We start from the raw sequence: 20,451 nt of genomic DNA, 5'->3' as shown, positions 1-20,451 counted from the left end.
TGCCGGCGCAACCACGACTCCCCAGCGTAATCGCCGGCAAGGTCTGCTTTGAGAAAGCTGCGAAGCCGCCCTCCACTTGCGAACGCAAAGCAGCCCTGTTCTTCGGCAACGAAAAAAGGCCGCTATGGGCAGAAAGCGGTCCTTTCACTGATAGCTGTCTTTCGAGTTCAAGAGATGCCGCATTACGTTGGTGGCTGCCCGTCTAACAGGCCTTGCGAAACCGGCGCTTCTTGAAATCAGCGTTCGGCGAGCGCCGGTTCGCCCTTCTTCTCGCGCACCATGTTGATGAAGCGGCGGAAGAGATAATGGCTGTCCTGCGGGCCGGGGGAGGCTTCCGGATGATGCTGGACGGAGAAGACCTGCTTGCCGAGAACGCGCAGGCCGCAATTGGTGCCGTCGAAAAGGGAAATATGAGTCTCTTCAACGCCGTCGGGCAGCGACTTCGAGTCCACCGCGAAGCCGTGGTTCATCGAGACGATCTCGACCTTGCCCGTCGTGTGATCCTTGACCGGATGATTGGCGCCGTGATGGCCCTGGTGCATCTTTTCGGTCTTCGCGCCCAAGGCGAGGCCGAGCATCTGGTGGCCGAGGCAGATGCCGAAGACCGGGATATCGGTCTTCACAAGTGTCTTGATGACAGGCACGGCATATTCGCCGGTTGCCGCTGGATCGCCGGGACCGTTCGACAGGAAGATACCGTCCGGCTGCAAGGCGAGCACGTCTTCGGCGCTCGTTGTTGCCGGCACGACGGTCACCTTGCAGTCGAGGCCCGCAAACAGGCGCAGAATGTTGCGCTTGACGCCGTAATCGAGGCAGACGACGTGATATTTCGCATCCGCCGCGCCGAGTTCGCCGTAACCCTCGTTCCAGACCCACGGCGTCTGCGCCCAGTGTGAGGACTGGCCGGAGGAGGCGATCTTGGCAAGATCGAGACCTTCCAGGCCGCTCCAAGCCTTGGCTTCGGCCTTCAGCGCCTCGATGTCGAAGAGGCCGTTGGGGTCGTGGGCGATCACCGCGTTCGGAGCGCCGTTCTCGCGGATCCAGGCGGTCAGGGCGCGGGTGTCGATGCCGCAGAGACCGATGATGCCGCGTGCTTTCAGCCACTGGTCGAGATGTTTGGCGGCGCGGTAGTTCGACGGGTCGGTGATGTCGGCCTTGAAGATGACGCCGACCGCGCCGTGGCGGGCGGCAGGCGTCAGGTCCTCGATATCCTCGTCGTTGGTGCCGATATTGCCGATGTGGGGAAAGGTGAAGGTGACGATCTGGCCGAGATAGGAGGGGTCGGTCATGATCTCTTCATAGCCGGTCAGCGCCGTGTTGAAGACGACTTCGGCCTGGACCTTGCCGGTGGCGCCGATGCCCCTGCCTTCGATCACCGTGCCGTCGGCAAGAACGAGCAGGGCGGTCGGCTTTTCGGTTGTCCAGGGTGCTGTTGCGGTCATCTTCATCCCGTTTCCGGCGGCCGATGCGCTTAGCCGCGCTGGTCGCCATTTGATCTCGCAGACGTGTGGGCACGGCAATGCCGCGCGCTTCAGGCCTGATCACGAATTTTGGTGCAGGTGGCGGTAAATAGCCACGCAATCGCTTAGCGTCAATCTTTGTAGCCGGGATTGCGGCCGTTTTCTTGCGCTTTATCGCGACGATCGCGCAATTTATTTGATCCGTCGCATCCGCGTGGTTTATGAAGCGGCATCAAAAAAGGAGTGAACACATGCTGCGCGATCAACTCGCCACCCAGCTGAAAGAGGCGATGAAGGCCAAGGATACGGGGCGGCTGTCGACCGTCCGGCTGATTCAGGCGGCGATCAAGGACCGCGACATTGCCAATCGCGGTGCCGGCAAGGAGCAGGCGAGCGACGACGAGATCCTGCAGATTCTCGCCAAGATGGTGAAGCAGCGTGACGAATCGGCAAAGATCTATGAGGAGAATTCCCGGCCGGAGCTTGCTGCCAAGGAGCGTGCGGAAATCGCCGTCATTCAGGACTTCATGCCGAAGCAGCTTTCGGACGGCGAAGTGCGCGCCAACATCTCGGCGATCATCACCGAGACGGGTGCTGCCGGCGTCAAGGACATGGGCAAGGTGATGGCGGCGCTCAAGGAGCGTTATGCCGGGCAAATGGATTTCGCCAAGGCATCGGCAACCGTCAAGGAGCTTTTGAACGGATAAGCCTCAGATGGCCCGTCTCGCCTGCGGTTCTTGATGGACCGCAGGTCCGAGCACGGCCTCGGCGGCGGCATCGACGATGGCGAACTTCGCCGCCTGATAGTTCCAATATTCGAGGATGAAGCGGCGGGACAGCCAGAAGTCGCCCTTGCGCGAAGGTTCTGTCCAGCCGACGCTTTCCATGGTCGCGGCCTGGGTCAGAAGCCGCTTCAGGTGGGTATTGGAAATCATGAATTGTTCGCGGAGCTCCCGGAGCGACAGGGGACCGATAACGACGCGCTCGGCCGCCCGAGGAAATTGCGGAAGGCGGGAGATCAGGTAATCCATCACCAGACCGCCCGAATTCGCCCAGTTGAAGAGGTTGAAGGTGGGGCCTGGATTGCGCACGGACTCACTGCCGATGATCGCCCTTGCGATCCGCGGCTGAATCGCAGCCATTGTTGCGGAGGGGGCGGCGATGATCTGGTCGGCGCGTTCGCCGCCGTCGAGGCTGTCGAGGATCATCATATGGGTGACGAGCCATCGCGTGAAATGCTGTTCGGCAATTTCGGTCGGTTCCAGATAGCGTGTGCGCTTGTCAGGTCCGGGCACCACACGCAGGAAACGATAGGCCAGCATTTCCTGCATGAAGGCCGCGGCCGTGTTGCGGCTGGCGATGTCGTTCTTGACTGCGAAATCGACAAAGCGGCCGGAATAGAGGCCACCGCTTTGGCCGTCGTCGGGATGACCGTAATGAAGTGCGAAGCCGGCATGGGCCATCAGCCAGCGCTGCTGCGCGGCGAAAATCGATGCGATGCGCGGGCTCTCGCGATAGATCGCAAGCAGTTGATTGGCGCAATGTAGGATCGCAGCGAGAAAGCGATCGTCTGCTGCAAGATTTTCCGCGGTGAAAGCCATTGGGAAGGGTCCAGGAGTTCGGCGCATACATTTTTCATGCCCGCGCCGTCTGTCAACGGTTTTGTCGATAAGCGGTTAATTTCAAAGGGAGAGTTGGCAATAGAGCCTGAAATTTAAGAAGGCAGGAGCTGGGGGCGCTCCTGCCTTCTTGCTCTTTGCTTCCGCCGGCAACGCAGGGCTGAGGCCCAAGCCGGCGGGTATTTGCAAAGGCACCCTTGCGAAGCGGCGCCGGGGGTAGGGATGGTGCTTCGCTCGGGGATCGCTTTGTTGAGATCAAACCTATTGCGGTGCGGACGTCTGTTCAAATTACAAAAAAATAATGATTGCCGGAAACGGCGCTTTGAGGGGCTTCGAAGCGAAGTTTCGGCAGGCGCCGCGAGGATCACGACGCGCGAGTGATCGTGGCGATAAGGGGCTGTTTTGAAACGTTTTAATTCGGTTTCGTGTTACGCCGCCGCTCGTGCCGAACCCCTTGCCGTGGGCGACCCCAGGCCTTTCGACGACAATAATGTCGCACCCCTGTCGCAGGGGTGGTCACGTGTTGTTGATTGGATAACCGACGCGACCACCGTTGGATGCACTTGCCTGTGAATAGCGGGTTTTCCCGACGAGTTTCGTGGCATGGTGCGGCAAAGCGGCTTATATGGAGCTTGGCCAAGAGGGATAAATGCGCTTTTCCAACACCTTTCTCGATGAGATCCGCGACCGCGTTCCGATTTCGAACGTGATCGCGCGCCGCGTCAGCTGGGACAAGCGTAAGACCAATGTCTCGCGTGGCGACTACTGGGCCTGCTGCCCGTTCCATGGCGAGAAATCGCCGAGCTTCCACTGCGAGGACCGAAAGGGGCGGTATCACTGCTTCGGCTGTGGCGTCACCGGCGATCACTTCCGTTTCCTGACCGAGCTGGAGGGCTTGAGTTTTCCCGAGGCCGTGCAGCAGATCGCCGACATGGCCGGCGTGCCGATGCCGCTTGCCGATCCCGTGATGGAGAAACGCGAGAAAGAGCGCGGCTCGCTGATCGACGTCATGGAGATGGCGACCAGCTTCTTCCAGGACCAGCTGCAGACGGCAAATGGCGCAAAGGCGCGCGCCTATCTGCGCGATCGCGGACTGACGGGGCGTACCATCGAGACCTTCCGTCTCGGTTATGCGCCTGACAGCCGCAATGCGCTGAAGGAATTCCTGGCCGGCAAGGGCGTCTCCAAGGAGCAGATCGAGGCCTGCGGCCTGGTCGTTCATGAAAACGTGCCGGTCTCCTACGACCGTTTCCGCGACCGAATCATGTTCCCGATCCTTTCGTCGCGGGAAAAGGTGATCGCCTTCGGCGGACGCGCCATGTCATCAGATGCGCCGGCGAAATATCTGAACTCCAACGAGACTGAGCTCTTCCACAAGGGCAATGTGCTCTACAATTTCGCCCGCGCGCGCCGCGCAATCCAGGGGCCGGGCCGCGGCGATCAGCAGGACGATAATGCGAGCGGCACCATCATCGCCGTCGAAGGTTATATGGACGTGATCGCGCTCTATCAGGCCGGCATCGAAAACGCCGTTGCGCCGCTCGGCACGGCGCTCACCGAAAACCAGCTCGAGCTGCTCTGGAAGATGGTGCCGCAGCCGGTACTCTGCTTCGATGGCGACGGCGCCGGCATTCGCGCCGCCAATCGCGCCGCCGAACTGGCGCTGCCGCATCTGAAGCCCGGCCGCTCCGTCCGCTTCGCGCTTCTGCCTGACGGTAAGGACCCGGATGATCTCGTGCGTGACGAGGGGCGCGCGCCTTTCGACAAGGTGATGAGCCAGGCGAAGCCGCTTTCGGAGATGCTGTGGAGCCGGGAAATCAACACCGGCAAGTTCGATACGCCCGAGGCGCGCGCCGAGCTCGAAGCACGGCTGAAGCAGCTCGTCGCCGTCATCGCCGATGAGAATGTGCGCCGCCATTACCAGCAGGATATTCGCGACCGGCTGAACGCCTTCTTCCAGCCGCAGTTCCAGAACCGCAACAATGGCGAGCGGCGCGGTTTTAGCGGCAATTCCCGGAACGGCCGCGACAATGCGTCCAAGGCAGGACCGAAAAGCCCCAGCCTGATTTCCGACCGGCTCGCCCGCTCAGGCCCCGTGCGCGGACACCGGGACAATACGGCGCTGCGCGAAAGCGTGCTGGCGCTCACCATCGTCAATCATCCGGCCCTGATGATCGACGATTATGATGAAATCGCCGCGATCGAATATGACAGCCGCGAGCTGCAGCGGCTCTGGTCGGCGATGCTCGGCGCAGCCGCTGCCGTCGCAGGGCCGCATCTGACGCGCGAATATCTGACTGAACGATTGGAATTCGAAGGCTTCGGTCCGCTTATCAAGAGCCTCGACCAGCAGGTGCGCAATGCGAGGCTTTGGACGGCGACCGAGGAGGCGGCGATGGAGGATGCCCGTGAGGGCTATCGTCAGGCGCTCGCCTTCCACAAACGTGCGAAGGCTTTGCGCCGACAGAAGATGGAACTCGAACGCGAGATTGCGCTGGCGACCGAAGCCGGCGACGGCGAGGCGATCGTTCAGCTGATACGGGCGCAGCAGGAAGTGCATCTCGAAGGCGTACGCCTCGAGAACCAGGAGGCGATCATCGACGGCTTCGGCGTACTTTCTGGCCGTGTTAAAGGGGCGGCGAACCACTGATGCCGTTCAGCGGACGCAATGAACCAGGCTTTTCCGCTTCCGATGCGCTGTTTTCGGCCGGCCGTTCGCCGCTCGACGTCTTGAAACAGGTCTATGGTTATTCCTCCTTCCGCGGCAAACAGCAGAAGGTGGTGGAGCATATTGTTTCCGGCGGCGATGCCGTGGTGCTTTTTCCGACAGGCGCGGGCAAATCGCTGTGCTTCCAGATCCCGGCACTTTGCCGCGACGGCGTCGGCATCGTCGTCTCGCCGCTGATTGCGTTGATGCGCGATCAGGTGGAGGCGATGAAGCAGCTCGGCATCCGCGCCGCGGCATTGAATTCGTCGCTGTCGCGCGAGGAGTTCGTCCAGGTTCGTCGCGCGCTTTCGGCGGGAAAGCTCGATCTTCTCTACGTGACGCCCGAGCGCATCCTGACGGACGGTTTTCGCGAGCTGATCGCCAGTGAGAAGATCGCGCTGTTTGCGATCGACGAGGCCCACTGCGTCTCGCAATGGGGCCATGATTTCCGCCCGGAATATCGCGAGCTCGGCCGGCTCGGCGAACAGTATCCCGGCGTGCCCCGCGTGGCGCTGACGGCAACGGCCGACCCGCATACGCGTGACGATATCATCGAGCGGCTGGGGCTCGGCAATGCCGAAATCTTCACCACCAGCTTCGACAGGCCGAATATTGCCTATGAAATCGTCGAGCGCGACCAGCCGCGCCAGCAGCTTCTGCGCTTCCTGTCCGGCCACAAGGGCGACAGCGGCATCGTCTACTGCCTGTCGCGCGCCAAGGTCGAGGACACGGCCGACTGGCTGAACGGGCAGGGCATCCGCGCGCTGCCCTATCACGCCGGCATGGACCGGGCACTGCGCGACAGCAATCAGGATGCTTTCCTGAAAGAAGAGAACCTCTGCCTGGTCGCGACCGTCGCCTTCGGCATGGGCATCGACAAGCCGAATGTGCGCTATGTCGCCCATCTCGACCTGCCGGGTTCGGTGGAAGCCTATTACCAGGAGACCGGGCGCGCCGGCCGCGACGGCCTGCCGTCCGAGGTCTGGATGGCCTACGGCATGGCCGACGTCATCCAGCGCCGCCGCATGATCGATGAGGGCAACGCCGCAGACGAAATCAAGCGGGTGGAACGCGCCAAGCTCAATGCCTTGCTGGCGATCTGCGAGACCGCCTCCTGCCGCCGGCAGGCGATCCTGGCTCATTTCGGTGAAGCGCATGCCGGCCAGTGCGGCAATTGCGACACCTGCCTGAAGCCGGTCGAGACGTGGGAAGGCACGGAAGCGGCGATCAAGGCGCTCGCCGCCGTCTACCGCACCGGCGAGCGGTTCGGCGCCGGTCATGTCATCGATGTGCTGGTCGGTAACATCAACGAAAAGACCGAGCGTTTCGGCCATGTGAATATGCCGGTCTTCGGCGCCGGCAAGGACATTCCGGCGCGCACATGGCAATCCGTCTACCGCCAGCTGCTCGCCATGGGGCTGATCCGTATCGATCATGAGGCCTATGGGGCGCTGAAGCTGGAGTCGGAGGCGCGCGCCGTTTTCAAGCAGGAACGGCAGGTCTTCTTCCGCAAGGACCGGCCGGCCTCCGAACGGCGTACGAAGAAGGCCGAGCGCAGCGAGCGCAAGTCGGGCTTGTCGGGCGCCGACGGCACGCTTTTCGAGGCGCTGAGAGCCGAGCGCATGTCGATCGCCAAATCGCTCGGCGTACCGCCCTATGTCGTCTTCCCCGATACGACGCTCATTGCCTTTGCGACGGAACGGCCGCGCAGCCGTAAGGAATTGCTCGGCATATCGGGCGTCGGGCAATCGAAGCTCGAGCGTTATGGCGACGCTTTCCTGGAGATCATTCTCTCGCACGATAAGGATTGAACGGGCCCGCTGATTTTGGTGCGGCGAGAAGACAAGCAAGCAGCGATATGCTAACCCGATTGCTATAAAAAACGTCAGGAAGGGCCGCCCATGACCTCGCCATTTCTTTCCCATCTCCGGGCCGAGATTTCGGCGCTCAGGGATGCCGGCCTCTACAAGTCGGAGAGGGTCATCAGTTCCAAGCAGGCGGGCGAGATTGCGATTTCCACCGGCGAGCGGGTGCTGAATTTCTGCGCCAACAACTATCTCGGCCTTGCTGACAACGAAGAGCTGGCCGAGGCCGGCAAGAAGGCACTCGACCGCTATGGCTACGGCATGGCCTCGGTGCGTTTCATCTGCGGCACGCAGGAAGAGCACAAGCAGCTCGAGGCCCGCATTTCTGCCTTTCTCGGCATGGAGGACACGATCCTCTATTCCTCCTGCTTCGATGCCAATGGCGGTCTGTTCGAGACGCTGCTCAGCGAAGAGGATGCGATCATTTCCGACGCACTGAACCATGCCTCGATCATCGATGGCGTGCGTCTCTCCAAGGCCAAACGCTTCCGCTACGCCAACAACGACATGGCGGCGCTGGAAGAGGAGCTGAAAAAGGCCGAAGGCAGCCGCTTCAAGCTGATTGCCACCGACGGCGTCTTCTCCATGGACGGCATCATCGCCAATCTCGGCGGCGTCTGCGACCTCGCCGAGAAATACGGCGCCATGGTCATGGTCGACGACAGCCACGCCGTCGGCTTCGTCGGCAGAAATGGCCGCGGCTCGCCGGAATATTGCGGCGTCGAGGACCGCATCGACATAATCACCGGCACGCTCGGCAAGGCGCTCGGCGGCGCGTCCGGCGGTTACACTTCGGCGAGAGCCGAAGTCGTCGAATGGCTGCGGCAGCGTTCGCGGCCCTATCTGTTCTCGAACACCCTGGCGCCGGTCATCGCCGCCGCCTCGCTGAAAGTGTTCGACCTGATCGAAAACGGCGATGCCTTGCGCAAGCGCCTGTCCGACAATGCCGATCTCTTCCGAACCGAGATGACCAAGCTCGGCTTCACACTCGCCGGCGAGGGCCATCCGATCATCCCGGTCATGCTCGGCGACGCCAAGCTTGCCCAGGACATGGCGGGGCTGATGCTGAAGAAGGGCATCTATGTGATCGGCTTCTCCTTCCCGGTGGTGCCGAAGGGCCAGGCCCGTATCCGCACGCAGATGTCGGCGGCGCATTCCAGGGCGGATGTGGAGCGGGCGATTGCCGCTTTTGCGGAAGCTGGGCGGGAGCTGGGTGTGATTTGAGCGAGGCTTGCTCCCTCTTCTCCCCAGCGGGGAGACGTGGCCCGAAGGGTCGGATGAGGGGGCAGAGAAAAGCGACGTTTCGAGCGGTAAGCGAGAAACAATAAGGTTTCTATGGCGTGCCGTGTGGCCCCCTCATCCGCCCTACGGGCACCTTCTCCCCATTGGGGAGAAGAGGGAGTCGCAAGGTCCGGCACCAGAACAAGGGCGGGATATTGTCGATGTCGAACATGATGAAGGCGCTGGTCAAATCGAAGCCCGAGGTCGGGCTCTGGATGGAGAATGTGCCGGTGCCCGAGGTCGGGCCGAACGATGTGCTGATCCGGGTGAAGAAATCGGCGATCTGCGGCACCGACGTGCATATCTGGAACTGGGACCAGTGGGCGCAGAAGACCATTCCGGTGCCGATGGTCGTCGGCCATGAATTCTCCGGCGAGATTGCCGAGATCGGATCGGCGGTCACCCGCTATCATGTCGGCGAGCGGGTCTCCGGCGAGGGGCATATCGTCTGCGGCAAGTGCCGCAACTGCCGGGCGGGCAGGGGGCATCTTTGCCGCAACACGCTCGGCGTCGGCGTCAACCGGCCGGGCTCGTTCGGCGAGTTCGTCTGTATCCCCGAAAGCAATGTCGTGCCGATCCCGGACGATATAACAGACGAGATCGCCGCGATCTTCGATCCGTTCGGCAATGCCGTGCATACCGCGCTCTCCTTCGATCTCGTCGGCGAGGACGTGCTCGTCACCGGCGCCGGGCCGATCGGCATCATGGGAGCGCTCGTCGCCAAGCGTTCCGGCGCCCGCAAGGTTGTTATCACCGACATCAATCCGCACCGTCTGGACCTGGCGCGCAAGCTCGGCATCGACCATGTCGTCGATGCATCGAAGGAAAACCTCGCCGACGTGATGAAGGCGATCGGCATGACGGAGGGTTTCGACGTCGGGCTCGAAATGTCGGGCGCAGCACCCGCCTTCCGCGACATGATCGACAAGATGAACAATGGCGGCAAGATCGCCATTCTCGGCATTGCGCCGGCCGGATTCGAGATCGACTGGAACAAGGTGATTTTCAAGATGCTCAATCTCAAGGGCATCTATGGTCGCGAGATGTTCGAAACCTGGTACAAGATGATCGCCTTCGTGCAAGGCGGCCTCGACCTTTCGCCCATCATCACGCATCGCATCAAGATCGACGATTTCCGCGATGGTTTCGAGGCGATGCGGTCGGGCAATTCAGGCAAGGTCGTGATGGACTGGATGTGAGGGAGGACAACATGTTCTACGAAGGAAGCTGCCATTGAGGCAATGTTGCTTTTGCGGTCGAAGGCGAATTCACCGAGGCGCTGGACTGCAACTGTTCGCTCTGCCGCAGGCGGGGAGGGCTTCTCGCTTTCGTGCCGCGCGAGAAACTGGTGCTGAAGACACCGGAAGACGATCTTTCGACCTATACTTTCAACCGGCATGTCATCAAGCATCATTTCTGCGCCAATTGCGGCATCGCCCCCTTCGGCGAGGGCGTGGCGCCGAACGGTGCGGCGATGGCTTCGATCAATCTGCGCTGCATTCCCGCGGTCGATCTCGGCGCGCTGAAGGTGACGCCTTACGACGGCCAGGCACGTTAGCCAATATTTACCCGGAGAGGGCGAATATACCGTCGGCACAATTGCAGGAAATGGCCGGAACAACTGGGGCGGCGGGCAAAATTCCGGCCGCCCTTGTCTTTTGTTTGCTGCTTCTTAAATAAGGTTCGCAATCGCAGCCGCGGTTCAAAGCCTGTGGATAAGGCTTTTTCCGAGTTTTCGCGGGCTTTTTTGCTGGAAAAGCTTGACGAGAACAAAAAATGTGGGAATCACCGTTCGACTTGTTGAAACGGTGAACAGGGTCAAGGCGGATCGCGCAACCATGGCCGGAAATCCAAAGGCAAGAAAGCTTTGCTGTCCGGTACCGGCGATCGTGGTTAATCAGACTTTAAATGTCATCCCGTTAGGTGGGCCTAGGTGATTCAAGGGCGACGCGAGCGGCGCGTCAGGCCCTGAGACGGCCCATTCACCGTAGCGAGATTGGATAGCGTCAGGAAGGCGACGATATAAATGGCAACCAAGGTCAAAGAGAACGAAGACGCGGAAGTCGAACGCGACGGCGCAAGCGACGGCCCTCTTCTCGATCTTTCCGACGATGCGGTCAAGAAGATGATCAAGGCCGCCAAGAAGCGCGGTTATGTGACGATGGACGAGCTGAACGCCGTCCTGCCGTCCGAAGAAGTGACCTCCGAGCAGATCGAAGACACGATGTCGATGCTGTCGGACATGGGCATCAACGTCATCGAGGACGAGGAAGCCGAAGAGGCTGGTGCTTCCGGCGGTGGCGATGACGACGACGCCGGCGGTGATGAGGACAGCGAAGGCGGCGAGCTCGCGCCTTCGGCCGGCACCGCGCTTGCGACCGCCAAGAAGAAAGAGCCGACCGACCGTACCGACGATCCGGTACGCATGTATCTGCGCGAGATGGGCTCGGTGGAGCTTCTGTCGCGCGAAGGCGAAATCGCGATCGCCAAGCGCATCGAAGCCGGCCGCGAGACGATGATCGCGGGCCTCTGTGAGAGCCCGCTGACCTTCCAGGCCCTGATCATCTGGCGCGACGAACTCAACGAAGGCACGACGCTGCTGCGCGAGATCATCGATCTCGAGACGACCTATTCCGGTCCGGAAGCCAAGGCCGCGCCGCAGTTCCAGAGCCCCGAGAAGATCGAGGCCGACCGCAAGGCGGCGGAAGAGAAGGAAAAGACCCGGCGCGCCCGCTCCGGCGACGACGACATCACCGATGTCGGCGGTGAAGGCCTGCCTCCCGAAGAGGAGGAAGAGGACGAGGACGAATCCAACCTCTCTCTCGCCGCGATGGAAGCCGAGCTGCGTCCGCAGGTCATGGAAACGCTCGACATCATTGCCGAGACCTACAAGAAGCTGCGCAAGCTGCAGGACCAGCAGGTCGAGCAGCGCCTTGCCGCCACCGGCACGCTGTCGTCCGCCCAGGAGCGCCGCTACAAGGAGCTCAAGGACGAGCTGATCAAGGCGGTCAAGTCGCTGTCGCTCAACCAGAACCGCATCGATGCACTGGTCGAGCAGCTCTACGACATCAACAAGCGCCTCGTGCAGAACGAAGGCCGCCTGCTGCGCCTTGCCGAATCCTACGGCGTCAAGCGCGACTCGTTCCTGGAGCAGTATCAGGGCGCCGAGCTTGATCCGAACTGGATGAAGTCGATCGGCAATCTGGCCGCTCGCGGCTGGAAGGAATTCGCCAAGGCCGAGAATACGACGATCCGCGACATCCGCCAGGAGATCCAGAATCTCGCGACGGAAACCGGCATCTCGATCTCGGAATTCCGCCGCATCGTGCACATGGTGCAGAAGGGCGAGCGCGAAGCCCGCATCGCCAAGAAGGAAATGGTCGAAGCGAACCTTCGCCTCGTCATCTCGATCGCCAAGAAGTACACGAACCGCGGCCTGCAGTTCCTCGATCTCATCCAGGAAGGCAATATCGGTCTGATGAAGGCGGTCGACAAGTTCGAATACCGCCGCGGTTACAAGTTCTCGACCTATGCGACGTGGTGGATCCGTCAGGCGATCACCCGTTCTATCGCCGACCAGGCCCGCACGATCCGCATTCCGGTGCACATGATCGAGACGATCAACAAGATCGTCCGGACCTCGCGCCAGATGCTGCACGAGATCGGTCGCGAGCCGACGCCGGAAGAACTGGCCGAAAAGCTCGCCATGCCGCTCGAAAAGGTCCGTAAGGTCCTGAAGATCGCGAAGGAGCCGATCTCGCTCGAAACCCCGGTGGGCGACGAAGAGGATTCGCATCTCGGCGATTTCATCGAGGACAAGAACGCGCTGCTGCCGATCGACGCCGCCATCCAGGCGAACCTGCGCGAGACGACGACCCGCGTTCTCGCCTCGCTGACGCCGCGCGAGGAACGCGTGCTGCGCATGCGCTTCGGCATCGGCATGAACACCGACCACACGCTCGAAGAGGTCGGCCAGCAGTTCTCGGTCACCCGCGAACGTATCCGCCAGATCGAGGCGAAGGCGCTGCGCAAGCTCAAGCATCCGAGCCGCTCGAGAAAGCTGCGCTCCTTCCTCGACAGCTGACGCTTCGACGCCATTCCGATTGGGAAAGCCGGGCCTCGTGCCCGGCTTTTGCTTTGTGATTAACACCAATGATCAAAGCGGCTTTCTTGTCGCTGCCTGGTGACAAGGCTATAATCGCGGCCCACGGGGGAAGGGATCGATCGCGACGCGCGAGCGAGGTCGATGTGTACCTGTCGGCCAATCCTCCGTTAGGAGGTGCGACATGACCACTTACATTCTCTTGATCGATTGGACTGACCAAGGCATCCGTACTGTTCGCGACTCGACAAAACGGCTGGACGCGGCGAAAAAACTGCTCGCCGGCGTCGGCGGCTCCTTCAACCAATTCTATCTGACGATGGGCGGACACGACATGGTCGCGGTCTGCGAGGCGCCCGATGATGCGGTGATGGCGCATTTTACGCTGTCGCTCGCCATGGCGGGGAATGTCCGCACCGAGACGCTGAAGGCGTTCCCGGAGGCTGCCTATCGGGATCTCATCGGCTCGCTCGGCTGACTCTGCTCAAGCCGGTTCGGATATTAGCTAAGGCGCGGCTCTTCGGAAATCGCGTGGCAGCGATCACGCGGTTTTTTGCTTTTGTGGCTTGATGCTGCCGGCTTTAAAGGCCACATCGCTGCTGTGGCAGAAGAAGACGTCGAACCGGCAGAAGCACATGAAGCGGCAAAACAGCGGCCTGAAATCCGCTGGGGTGTCGGCGCGTCCGTGCTTCTGCACGTTCCGCTCATCGCCCTTCTTATTTTCGGCCTGCCGAAGATCGAACCGAAACCGCCCGAAGACGAGAGCGTAAAGGTGGAGCTCGTTCCGCCGCCGGAGGAGAAGAAGCCGGAAGAAAAGAAGGCCGAGGAGAAACCGAAAGAGGAACAAAAGGCCCAACAGCAGGCAAAAGCCGAGCCACCGCCTCCACCACCTTCGCCTAAATCACCTCCGCCGCTCGCCCGAGTGAAGGGGATGACACCTGTTTTCGAGTTTGGAGACAAGGATAGCGGGCCGACGAAGAACGCAAATGGCAATGCATCGGAGGGCGAAATAGACAACACCCCGGTCCCTCCGCCCCCGTCCGGGGAGATGCAGCCGGAGCGGTTGCCGGACGCCGCCAAGAGCGCCAAATCGGCAGATCAGCCTCCAGGCAATCCGATTCCCAAAGAGGTGAATCTGCCGGAGATCGCGACTGCTGCCATCCATCCGGAACGGGACGCGCCCACGTCGCCAAGTGAAGAGGCGCGGACGAGCTTCGAGACTGAGAAGCCAGCGACCAAGCCGGCGACGCGGCCGGCTCAGACGTCCAAGACGTCGTTACCGGAAGTGAAGAAGTTATTTTCCCGGTATGCGACCGACGATCCGGTGGCACGAACAGCCTTGGGCAATATGTCGCGCGGCGAACGGATGAATGAATTATGCATGACCGAGCTCACGCAACAAATCGAACATGTTTCGCCGAAATACCGAGGTCCGGAAATTCCGCGCTATCCGCCATTCACCAATCAGACAGTTATTCAGGTGCTGGAGACGGGACGTTTCAGGGTAGACGGCGATTGGTACCGCATGCAGTTCGAATGCGAGGTTGATCCCGATGCCACAAAAATTCTGTCGTTCACCTTCAAACTCGGTGAATTGATTCCTCGTAGCCAGTACGCGAAGTACAAGATACGCGAGTAGTCGATATGGAGTGCGTCTCGCAATCAGCCACACGCAAGGAACCGCATCTAGCCTCTCCCTATGGCCGTGATGGTACGGTGAAGAAGGGACAATGATATGTCGAACGAGATCGAGCGTTTTCTGGAGCGTCAAGATGAAGCTGTCAGCGCGCTGTTCCTGGAAAACAAAGGCGACGAGCTGACCGATATTCTGGTGGCGGCCCTCGAAGAGGCCCTTGAGATCCTGGTCGAAGCTGCGCCCGCCGAAACGCTGCATTGACATCTTTCGAGAGATTGCCTGGCCCGCTTGCTGCCCGTCTGTCCGGCTATCGGATGGAACGGGAGGCGCTCGGCCGGTCGGCGGCGAGCGTCTTTCGGCTCGAAGGCGAGGGCCTGCCGGCGCTTTATCTGAAGGTCGAGGCGGCGGGGCGGTTCGGCGAACTTGCCGATGAGGCGGCCCGGCTTGCCTGGCTCAAGGGTTGCCGCCTGCCATGCCCGGAGGTGATCGCCCGGGAAAGCGACGGCGAGCGTAACTGGCTGCTGGTGAGCGCGCTGCCGGGAACCGATCTCGCCAGCGCTTCGGCGCTGATGCCGCTCGCGCGCGTCGAATTGCTGGCGGAGGCACTGCTCGATCTTCATCGCCTGCCGATTGCTTCCTGTCCGTTCGACCACCGCCTGGAAATGCGCCTGCCGGTGGCCAAGGCACGTATGGAAGCGGGAATCGTCGACGAGGAGGATTTCGATCCGGCGCGGCTTGGGAAAAGGGCTGCCGAACTTTTCGCCGCGCTCGAAAGCATGAGGCCAACCAATGAGGATCTCGTCGTTACCCATGGCGACGCCTGCCTGCCGAACTTCGTCGCTTCCCGCGGCCAATTCTTCGGCTATATCGATTGCAGCCGCCTCGGCGTCGCCGACCGCTATCAGGATATTGCGCTCGCCTGCCGCAGCATCGCCTATAATTTCGGCGAGGCGCTGGTGCAGCCCTTTCTCGATCGTTACGGCCTGCCGGCGCCTGATCCGGCAAGGCTCGGTTATTATCAGCTGCTCGACGAGTTCTTCTAGACGATTGCATCATCAATGCGCGGCTGGCAGAGTTGACGGCATCGAACCTGCGGATGTGAAATGCCGAAAAACCAGTTCAGGATGCTGCGCTCGGCGCTGACAGGCGTCGAAGCGGTGGAAGCCGAAACGCCTCACAGTTTCGCCAGGCACACGCATGAGCAGTTCGGCATCGGCCTCGTTTCATCGGGGGCGCAGAAATCGCTCAGCGGGCGCGGCGTGGTGGAGGCCGAGGCCGGTGATATCATCACCGTCAATCCGAACGAGGTGCATGACGGCGCGCCGATCGGCGAGCGCCGGTCGTGGCGCATCCTCTATTTCGATCCCGAGATCGTCACCGGCCTCTCGCAAGAGATCGGCGCAAAGCGCTCGGAAATCTCCCATCCCGTCATTCGCGATGCGGCGATCGCCACCCGCTTCGAAACGCTGTTTCGCGCGGTGACCGCAAGTGCTGCCGACGGGCTGCTCTGCGAGGAACTGCTTCTGCAACTCGTCGCCCATGTCATGCGGGAAGGCGACGGCAGCGAGGAGAGGCCGCCGGTGCCGTCATCCATCCGCGCGGCGCGGGATCTGATCGACGACGATCCGCTTGCCGCCGTCTCGCTGGCCGATCTTTCCCGGGAAAGCGGCCTCAGCCGTTTCCAGCTGCTGCGCGGCTTCGCCAAGGCGACGGGACTGACGCCGCATGCCTATCTCGTCCAGGCCCGCATCCATCTCGCCCGGCGGCTGATCGCTGAGGGCACGCCGCTTGCGGAAGCCGCCTTTGCCAGCGGCTTTGCCGACCAGAGCCACATGACACGCGTCTTCGTACGCAAATACGGACTGTCGCCGCGGCTTTATGCCGGCGCTTTTCTCTGAGCGGTGGAAGGCTGATTCCGTGGTGCCGCAGCTGCGACCTCTCTCCAGCCTCATCCTGAGGCGCCCCGCAGGGGCCTCGAAGGACGGGGCTGGCCACCTTCGGTCATACGCCTGCAATTTCGTTCAAGACCCCGGCCGGTCGCTGCTGTTTCCTTGGCGTATCCAATCGGAGGCGCGGAATGTCGAGACAGGTTCAAGGCTATTTCTATCTGGCGCTGGCCATGCTGACGGTCGGCAGCACTGTCGTTGCGAGCAAGATCATCGCGTCAGGACTGCCGCCCTTCACGGCCACCGCCTTGCGCTTCGCCCTCGCTCTTCCCGTCTTTTTCCTGCTGATGCGGGCAAGCGGCGCCCGGGTACCGAAGCTCTCCAGCCACGACCGTCTCATCCTCGTCATTCAGGCCGGCGCCGGGAGTGTCGGCTATACGACGCTGCTGATATCGGGCCTCAGCCTGACTTCGGCCGCCGATGCGGGCGTCATCATCGGCACGCTACCGGTGGTCGCGGCGGCGGTTTCGATCCTGGTGCTGCGCGAACGGCCGGGGCGCGCCCTGCTTCTGGCGGTGGCGCTGGCGAGCGCCGGCGTGTTTTCGATCGCCTTCACGCCGGGGGCGACTGGCGGGTCGCTTGCCGGCAATCTGCTGATTTTCCTCGCGGTCATCTGCGAGGGCTTGTTCATTCTCTTGAACAAGCGGCTGACGGCCGACATTCCGCCGCTTGCCCAGTCGACGCTGATGACCGGCATCGGTTTCGTCGTCTCGATCGTTCCGGCCATTTTCGAGGCGCCCGTTCATGGGTTTGCCGAAAGCGCTGCCGCTGCCGTCGTCTATTACGCCCTGGTGCCGACCGTCGGTGGCTTTTTGCTCTGGTATGCGGGGGCAGAGAGGGTGAGCGGCACCGAAGCCGCGCCCTTCACCGCGCTTGCGCCGGTTTCGGCCGTCATGCTCGCCTTCGTCCTCCTCGGCGAGCCGATCGGCTTCAACCAGATCGCCGGCATCGCCTGCGTGCTGGCGGCCGTGTCCGGGCTTGCCTTTGCCGGAAGCCGCAAGAAATTCATCGAAGGGAAATGATCATGCAGTTCAGCCATTCCGACGCGATATGGCAGGCTTTTCCGGAGCTTGCCGCCGGTGCGCTTTATGCCGATGGCATTGACGCGTCGGCAGACGTCGAAGAGGCGATCGTAAGTTTCAGCGCGATCGCCGTGGCCCGCCTCGCGGAAGCCCAGGAAAGCGAGTTCCCGGAGATCCAGGCCTGGCGGCGCGGTTTTTCCCGTATGGGCTTGAAGCCGACGCAGTATCGCTCGGCCTCCGAGGCGCTGCTGCGCCGCTTCCGCCAGGAGCGCGCGCTGCCGCGCCTGCATCCGCTCGTCGATCTCTGCAATGCGGTCTCGCTCGCCTTCGCCATTCCCATTGCCGTCTTCGATGTCGAAAAGATCGCCGGTGATCTCGAGGTGCGGCATGCAACGGGGCATGAGACCTATCTGACTTTCGGCGGCGACATCGAACATCCCGAGCCGAACGAGGTGATCTTCGCCGATGGCGGGGGAAGCGCCCATGCGCGGCGCTGGACGAACCGACAGAGCGGGCTTTCGGCGGTGCGGCAAACGACGCGGTCGGTGCTGATCGTTGCCGAGGCGCTGCATGCGTCGGCCGAGGCGGATATCGCCAGGCTGATGGCAACACTCGCGGATCAGCTGGGGAAGGCCTGGCCGGCGGCGGCGAAAGTGGCGCTGCTCAGCGCAGGATCGCCGCGTTTCGAGTTCTGAAGCGGATCGCGCCCGTGAAGGGAGCGTTTACATCTTGGGCTGGCGGCATGCCCGCCCTATCTTCCCGGGATCGATCGCTTCCGGAGACGAACCGCATGTCAGATAAATCGATCAAGATCCCCGGGCCGGATCACCCGATCACCGTCGAGCACAATCCCTGCCGCGTCGTCGTCACGCTCGGCGGCAGGACAGTCGCCGACAGCCGCGACGCGCTTACGCTGCGCGAAGCCTCTTATCCGCCGGTGCAATATATTCCGAGTAAGGATGTCGACATGTCGCTGCTGCAGCGCACCGATCACCGCACGCATTGCCCCTATAAGGGCGACGCCGCTTATTACAGCATCATTCGGGGCGGCGAACGCGCTGAGAATGCCGTCTGGACCTATGAAGCGCCGAATGCCGCCGTCAGCAACATCAAAGGCCATCTCGCCTTCTATCCCGACCGCGTCGACAGCATCGAGGAAATGGCTTCTCCGGAAGCCGGCACCTTCTGAGGCGGCCGACGTCAGCCCTTATCGCAGGACGTCGAGCCATTCGTTGCTGAAGACGAGGCTGGCAACCGTGACCGGTTCGCCGTTTTCGTCGCGGACGGTGACGGCGATCGTCATGCGATCACCCGCGGGCAGTTCGTCGCGGGCCACATCCAGCAGGATGCGGGTCACCTCTTTTGGAATGTCCTCACGAGACTTGAGCTCGGTACCGTGCTCGTCGCGCGTTGGACCTTCCGCATTGTGTAGATCGAAATAGTAGCGAGCCATGTTCTTTCCTGCGCGTCAGAAGGGAAATCACCGACGAAGACAATTGTTCCGGGGCTAGCCATTGAACCTATGGAAAATACTGGCCGGATCGACATGGTTCGGCCATCCCGCTGAACCTTGGAATGATGCCTGCCGATGCATGATGCGTTGAACGCTTCGACCGCTCCCGTTAGGGTCGCGCAAAACATTGCTAGCGGGGATGCGCGTGAGGGCAAAATTCATATCTTGCATGTTGGCGGCGTTTTTCGCCTCGCTGCCGGCGGCAGCACTGGCCGAGGGATGGCAGGCAGTGGAAGAGGTGCGGCCCTATGCAATCTCGGGCACGTCGGGTGCCGCGCTCTACGAATCGATCGGCGAGCACGGGCCGAAGGCCGGAGTCACCGGCCGAGTGATCGCGCATACGACGTTCAAGCTGACCTGGACCCGCAAATACGAGCCGCAGGGCAATGCCTGCGTCATCGTCACCAACCGGCCGAAGCTCATCATCACCTACACGCTGCCGAAGCCCTCGGCCGCGCTGCCGGCTGCCGTCAAGAGCAGCTGGGATGGCTTCATTTCAGGCGTTGCCGCACATGAGCGGGTGCATGGCGAAACCATCAAGGACATGGTCAAGGAAATCGAGGCGATGAGCGTCGGCTTCACGGTTGCCGATGACCCCGATTGCCAGAAGATCAGGGTTGAGCTGACCCGGCGCCTCGGCGAGATTTCCGCGCGGCAGCGCCAGCGCGGCCGCGACTTCGACAAGGTCGAAATGGGCGACGGCGGCAACATCCAGCAGCTCATCCTCAAGCTGGTGAACGGGCCCTGATCGGGTGGCGGGCATCGATCTGCCCGTGCGACGGCCATTGACTTGGCCGTCATGGCGCGCCAACTCGCGAACAATGTCATTGCGAGACGGAGAGCGCCCGTGCCCCAGACAATCCTCACCCTGTCCACCCGCGGCCAGGGACTTTACGAATTCACCGATCAGGCGGAGGCCTTCGTCAGCGCCTCGGGACGGGAGGAGGGGCTTCTCACCGTCTTCGTGCGCCACACATCCTGTTCGCTGCTGATCCAGGAAAATGCCGATCCCGACGTGCGGACCGATCTTCTCGCCTTCTTCCGCCGGCTGGTGCCGCCGGCCTCCGATCCATCGATGGGCTGGGTCGTGCACAGGGCCGAGGGCCCGGACGACATGCCGGCGCATATCAAGGCGGCGCTGACGCAGGTGTCGATCGGCATTCCGGTCGCCAGGGGACGCTTGACGCTCGGCACCTGGCAGGGCCTCTATCTCTTCGAACACCGCGACCGGCCGCACCGGCGCGAAATCGTGCTGCATCTCGGGGGCTGAGGTCGCCGCGCGTCTTTGCCGAAGCTACGG

At 61.9% G+C, this 20,451-nt stretch carries 19 protein-coding genes and 1 pseudogene; 17 read left to right on the top strand and 3 right to left on the bottom strand.

The features are described from left to right. Window positions 1-236: 236 nt before the first annotated feature. Window positions 237-1,442 (bottom strand): glutamine-hydrolyzing carbamoyl-phosphate synthase small subunit, encoded by a 1,206-nt coding sequence (carA, locus tag AMK02_RS14995; protein WP_064806255.1) that lies wholly within the window; start codon window positions 1,440-1,442, stop codon window positions 237-239. A 269-nt stretch (window positions 1,443-1,711) separates the two neighbouring features. Between carA and AMK02_RS14990 the strand changes: the two genes are divergently transcribed. After that, window positions 1,712-2,167: a GatB/YqeY domain-containing protein gene (locus AMK02_RS14990; protein WP_064803968.1), complete on the top strand. Its 456-nt coding sequence runs from the start codon at window positions 1,712-1,714 to the stop codon at window positions 2,165-2,167. 3 nt (window positions 2,168-2,170) lie between these two features. Here AMK02_RS14990 and AMK02_RS14985 read toward each other — a convergent pair whose 3' ends face one another. Then, window positions 2,171-3,061: a hypothetical protein gene (locus tag AMK02_RS14985; RefSeq protein WP_064803966.1), complete on the bottom strand. Its 891-nt coding sequence runs from the start codon at window positions 3,059-3,061 to the stop codon at window positions 2,171-2,173. A gap of 667 nt (window positions 3,062-3,728) precedes the next feature. On the opposite strand from AMK02_RS14985, the gene dnaG reads away from it, so the two are divergent. The 14 genes and pseudogenes from dnaG to AMK02_RS14920 all read left to right on the top strand — a co-directional run bounded on the left by dnaG (window position 3,729) and on the right by AMK02_RS14920 (window position 18,827). Beyond that, the gene (dnaG, locus tag AMK02_RS14980) at window positions 3,729-5,729 is read left to right on the top strand and encodes a DNA primase (protein WP_064803964.1); all 2,001 of its coding nucleotides are present in this window, start codon (window positions 3,729-3,731) and stop codon (window positions 5,727-5,729) included. Next, on the top strand, window positions 5,729-7,597 hold the full coding sequence (gene recQ, locus AMK02_RS14975) for a DNA helicase RecQ (protein ID WP_064803963.1): 1,869 nt from the start codon (window positions 5,729-5,731) through the stop codon (window positions 7,595-7,597). Before dnaG ends, recQ begins: the two co-directional genes overlap by 1 nt. Before the next feature lie 90 nt (window positions 7,598-7,687). Then, a complete protein-coding gene (locus AMK02_RS14970; protein ID WP_064803961.1) occupies window positions 7,688-8,875 on the top strand; it encodes a glycine C-acetyltransferase in 1,188 nt (395 codons plus the stop codon). 218 nt (window positions 8,876-9,093) lie between these two features. Then, complete coding sequence (gene tdh, locus AMK02_RS14965; protein WP_064803959.1) at window positions 9,094-10,131, top strand: L-threonine 3-dehydrogenase; 1,038 nt, start codon at window positions 9,094-9,096, stop codon at window positions 10,129-10,131. A gap of 11 nt (window positions 10,132-10,142) precedes the next feature. Further along, window positions 10,143-10,490: pseudogene (locus AMK02_RS14960) on the top strand (GFA family protein). A 468-nt stretch (window positions 10,491-10,958) separates the two neighbouring features. Further along, window positions 10,959-13,016, top strand: a complete 2,058-nt coding sequence (gene rpoD / locus AMK02_RS14955) for an RNA polymerase sigma factor RpoD (protein WP_011426193.1) — start codon at window positions 10,959-10,961, stop codon at window positions 13,014-13,016. A 202-nt stretch (window positions 13,017-13,218) separates the two neighbouring features. Continuing rightward, the gene (locus AMK02_RS14950; protein ID WP_004677701.1) at window positions 13,219-13,512 is read left to right on the top strand and encodes a GYD domain-containing protein; all 294 of its coding nucleotides are present in this window, start codon (window positions 13,219-13,221) and stop codon (window positions 13,510-13,512) included. Window positions 13,513-13,587: 75 nt separating this feature from the next. After that, window positions 13,588-14,673: a DUF930 domain-containing protein gene (locus AMK02_RS14945; RefSeq protein ID WP_335726321.1), complete on the top strand. Its 1,086-nt coding sequence runs from the start codon at window positions 13,588-13,590 to the stop codon at window positions 14,671-14,673. Window positions 14,674-14,769: 96 nt separating this feature from the next. Then, complete coding sequence (locus AMK02_RS31755; RefSeq protein ID WP_176536208.1) at window positions 14,770-14,931, top strand: hypothetical protein; 162 nt, start codon at window positions 14,770-14,772, stop codon at window positions 14,929-14,931. A 53-nt stretch (window positions 14,932-14,984) separates the two neighbouring features. Then, a complete protein-coding gene (locus AMK02_RS14940) occupies window positions 14,985-15,713 on the top strand; it encodes an APH(3') family aminoglycoside O-phosphotransferase (RefSeq protein ID WP_237350477.1) in 729 nt (242 codons plus the stop codon). A 60-nt stretch (window positions 15,714-15,773) separates the two neighbouring features. Then, on the top strand, window positions 15,774-16,568 hold the full coding sequence (locus AMK02_RS14935; protein WP_064803953.1) for an AraC family transcriptional regulator: 795 nt from the start codon (window positions 15,774-15,776) through the stop codon (window positions 16,566-16,568). A gap of 179 nt (window positions 16,569-16,747) precedes the next feature. Next, window positions 16,748-17,638: a DMT family transporter gene (locus tag AMK02_RS14930; protein WP_064803951.1), complete on the top strand. Its 891-nt coding sequence runs from the start codon at window positions 16,748-16,750 to the stop codon at window positions 17,636-17,638. A gap of 2 nt (window positions 17,639-17,640) precedes the next feature. Beyond that, on the top strand, window positions 17,641-18,333 hold the full coding sequence (locus AMK02_RS14925; RefSeq protein WP_064803949.1) for a B3/B4 domain-containing protein: 693 nt from the start codon (window positions 17,641-17,643) through the stop codon (window positions 18,331-18,333). A gap of 95 nt (window positions 18,334-18,428) precedes the next feature. Continuing rightward, window positions 18,429-18,827 carry a DUF427 domain-containing protein gene (locus tag AMK02_RS14920; RefSeq protein ID WP_064803947.1) on the top strand — a complete coding sequence of 133 codons (399 nt, stop codon included), beginning with the start codon at window positions 18,429-18,431 and terminating at the stop codon, window positions 18,825-18,827. Between the two features lie 18 nt (window positions 18,828-18,845). Here AMK02_RS14920 and AMK02_RS14915 read toward each other — a convergent pair whose 3' ends face one another. Further along, window positions 18,846-19,091, bottom strand: coding sequence for a DUF6894 family protein (locus AMK02_RS14915; RefSeq protein ID WP_064803946.1), 246 nt, complete (start codon window positions 19,089-19,091; stop codon window positions 18,846-18,848). Between the two features lie 199 nt (window positions 19,092-19,290). Between AMK02_RS14915 and AMK02_RS14910 the strand changes: the two genes are divergently transcribed. Both AMK02_RS14910 and AMK02_RS14905 read left to right on the top strand, forming a co-directional pair. Next, on the top strand, window positions 19,291-19,899 hold the full coding sequence (locus tag AMK02_RS14910; RefSeq protein ID WP_189636972.1) for a DUF922 domain-containing Zn-dependent protease: 609 nt from the start codon (window positions 19,291-19,293) through the stop codon (window positions 19,897-19,899). Window positions 19,900-19,998: 99 nt separating this feature from the next. Continuing rightward, window positions 19,999-20,421 carry a secondary thiamine-phosphate synthase enzyme YjbQ gene (locus AMK02_RS14905; RefSeq protein ID WP_064803944.1) on the top strand — a complete coding sequence of 141 codons (423 nt, stop codon included), beginning with the start codon at window positions 19,999-20,001 and terminating at the stop codon, window positions 20,419-20,421. Window positions 20,422-20,451: the final 30 nt, after the last annotated feature.

Origin of the sequence: Rhizobium sp. N731 (assembly GCF_001664145.1) — a bacterium.
Lineage (GTDB): Bacteria > Pseudomonadota > Alphaproteobacteria > Rhizobiales > Rhizobiaceae > Rhizobium > Rhizobium esperanzae.
Note: the sequence above shows the minus strand (reverse complement) of the source record. Positions and strands in the feature narration are given on the sequence as shown.

Coding starts and splice junctions, on each gene's coding strand:
- carA (WP_064806255.1), bottom strand. CDS start 1,442: ATGACCGCAACAGCACCCTGGACAACCGAAAAGCCGACCGCCCTGCTC.
- AMK02_RS14990 (WP_064803968.1), top strand. CDS start 1,712: ATGCTGCGCGATCAACTCGCCACCCAGCTGAAAGAGGCGATGAAGGCC.
- AMK02_RS14985 (WP_064803966.1), bottom strand. CDS start 3,061: ATGGCTTTCACCGCGGAAAATCTTGCAGCAGACGATCGCTTTCTCGCT.
- dnaG (WP_064803964.1), top strand. CDS start 3,729: ATGCGCTTTTCCAACACCTTTCTCGATGAGATCCGCGACCGCGTTCCG.
- recQ (WP_064803963.1), top strand. CDS start 5,729: ATGCCGTTCAGCGGACGCAATGAACCAGGCTTTTCCGCTTCCGATGCG.
- AMK02_RS14970 (WP_064803961.1), top strand. CDS start 7,688: ATGACCTCGCCATTTCTTTCCCATCTCCGGGCCGAGATTTCGGCGCTC.
- tdh (WP_064803959.1), top strand. CDS start 9,094: ATGTCGAACATGATGAAGGCGCTGGTCAAATCGAAGCCCGAGGTCGGG.
- rpoD (WP_011426193.1), top strand. CDS start 10,959: ATGGCAACCAAGGTCAAAGAGAACGAAGACGCGGAAGTCGAACGCGAC.
- AMK02_RS14950 (WP_004677701.1), top strand. CDS start 13,219: ATGACCACTTACATTCTCTTGATCGATTGGACTGACCAAGGCATCCGT.
- AMK02_RS31755 (WP_176536208.1), top strand. CDS start 14,770: ATGTCGAACGAGATCGAGCGTTTTCTGGAGCGTCAAGATGAAGCTGTC.
- AMK02_RS14940 (WP_237350477.1), top strand. CDS start 14,985: ATGGAACGGGAGGCGCTCGGCCGGTCGGCGGCGAGCGTCTTTCGGCTC.
- AMK02_RS14935 (WP_064803953.1), top strand. CDS start 15,774: ATGCCGAAAAACCAGTTCAGGATGCTGCGCTCGGCGCTGACAGGCGTC.
- AMK02_RS14930 (WP_064803951.1), top strand. CDS start 16,748: ATGTCGAGACAGGTTCAAGGCTATTTCTATCTGGCGCTGGCCATGCTG.
- AMK02_RS14925 (WP_064803949.1), top strand. CDS start 17,641: ATGCAGTTCAGCCATTCCGACGCGATATGGCAGGCTTTTCCGGAGCTT.
- AMK02_RS14920 (WP_064803947.1), top strand. CDS start 18,429: ATGTCAGATAAATCGATCAAGATCCCCGGGCCGGATCACCCGATCACC.
- AMK02_RS14915 (WP_064803946.1), bottom strand. CDS start 19,091: ATGGCTCGCTACTATTTCGATCTACACAATGCGGAAGGTCCAACGCGC.
- AMK02_RS14910 (WP_189636972.1), top strand. CDS start 19,291: ATGCGCGTGAGGGCAAAATTCATATCTTGCATGTTGGCGGCGTTTTTC.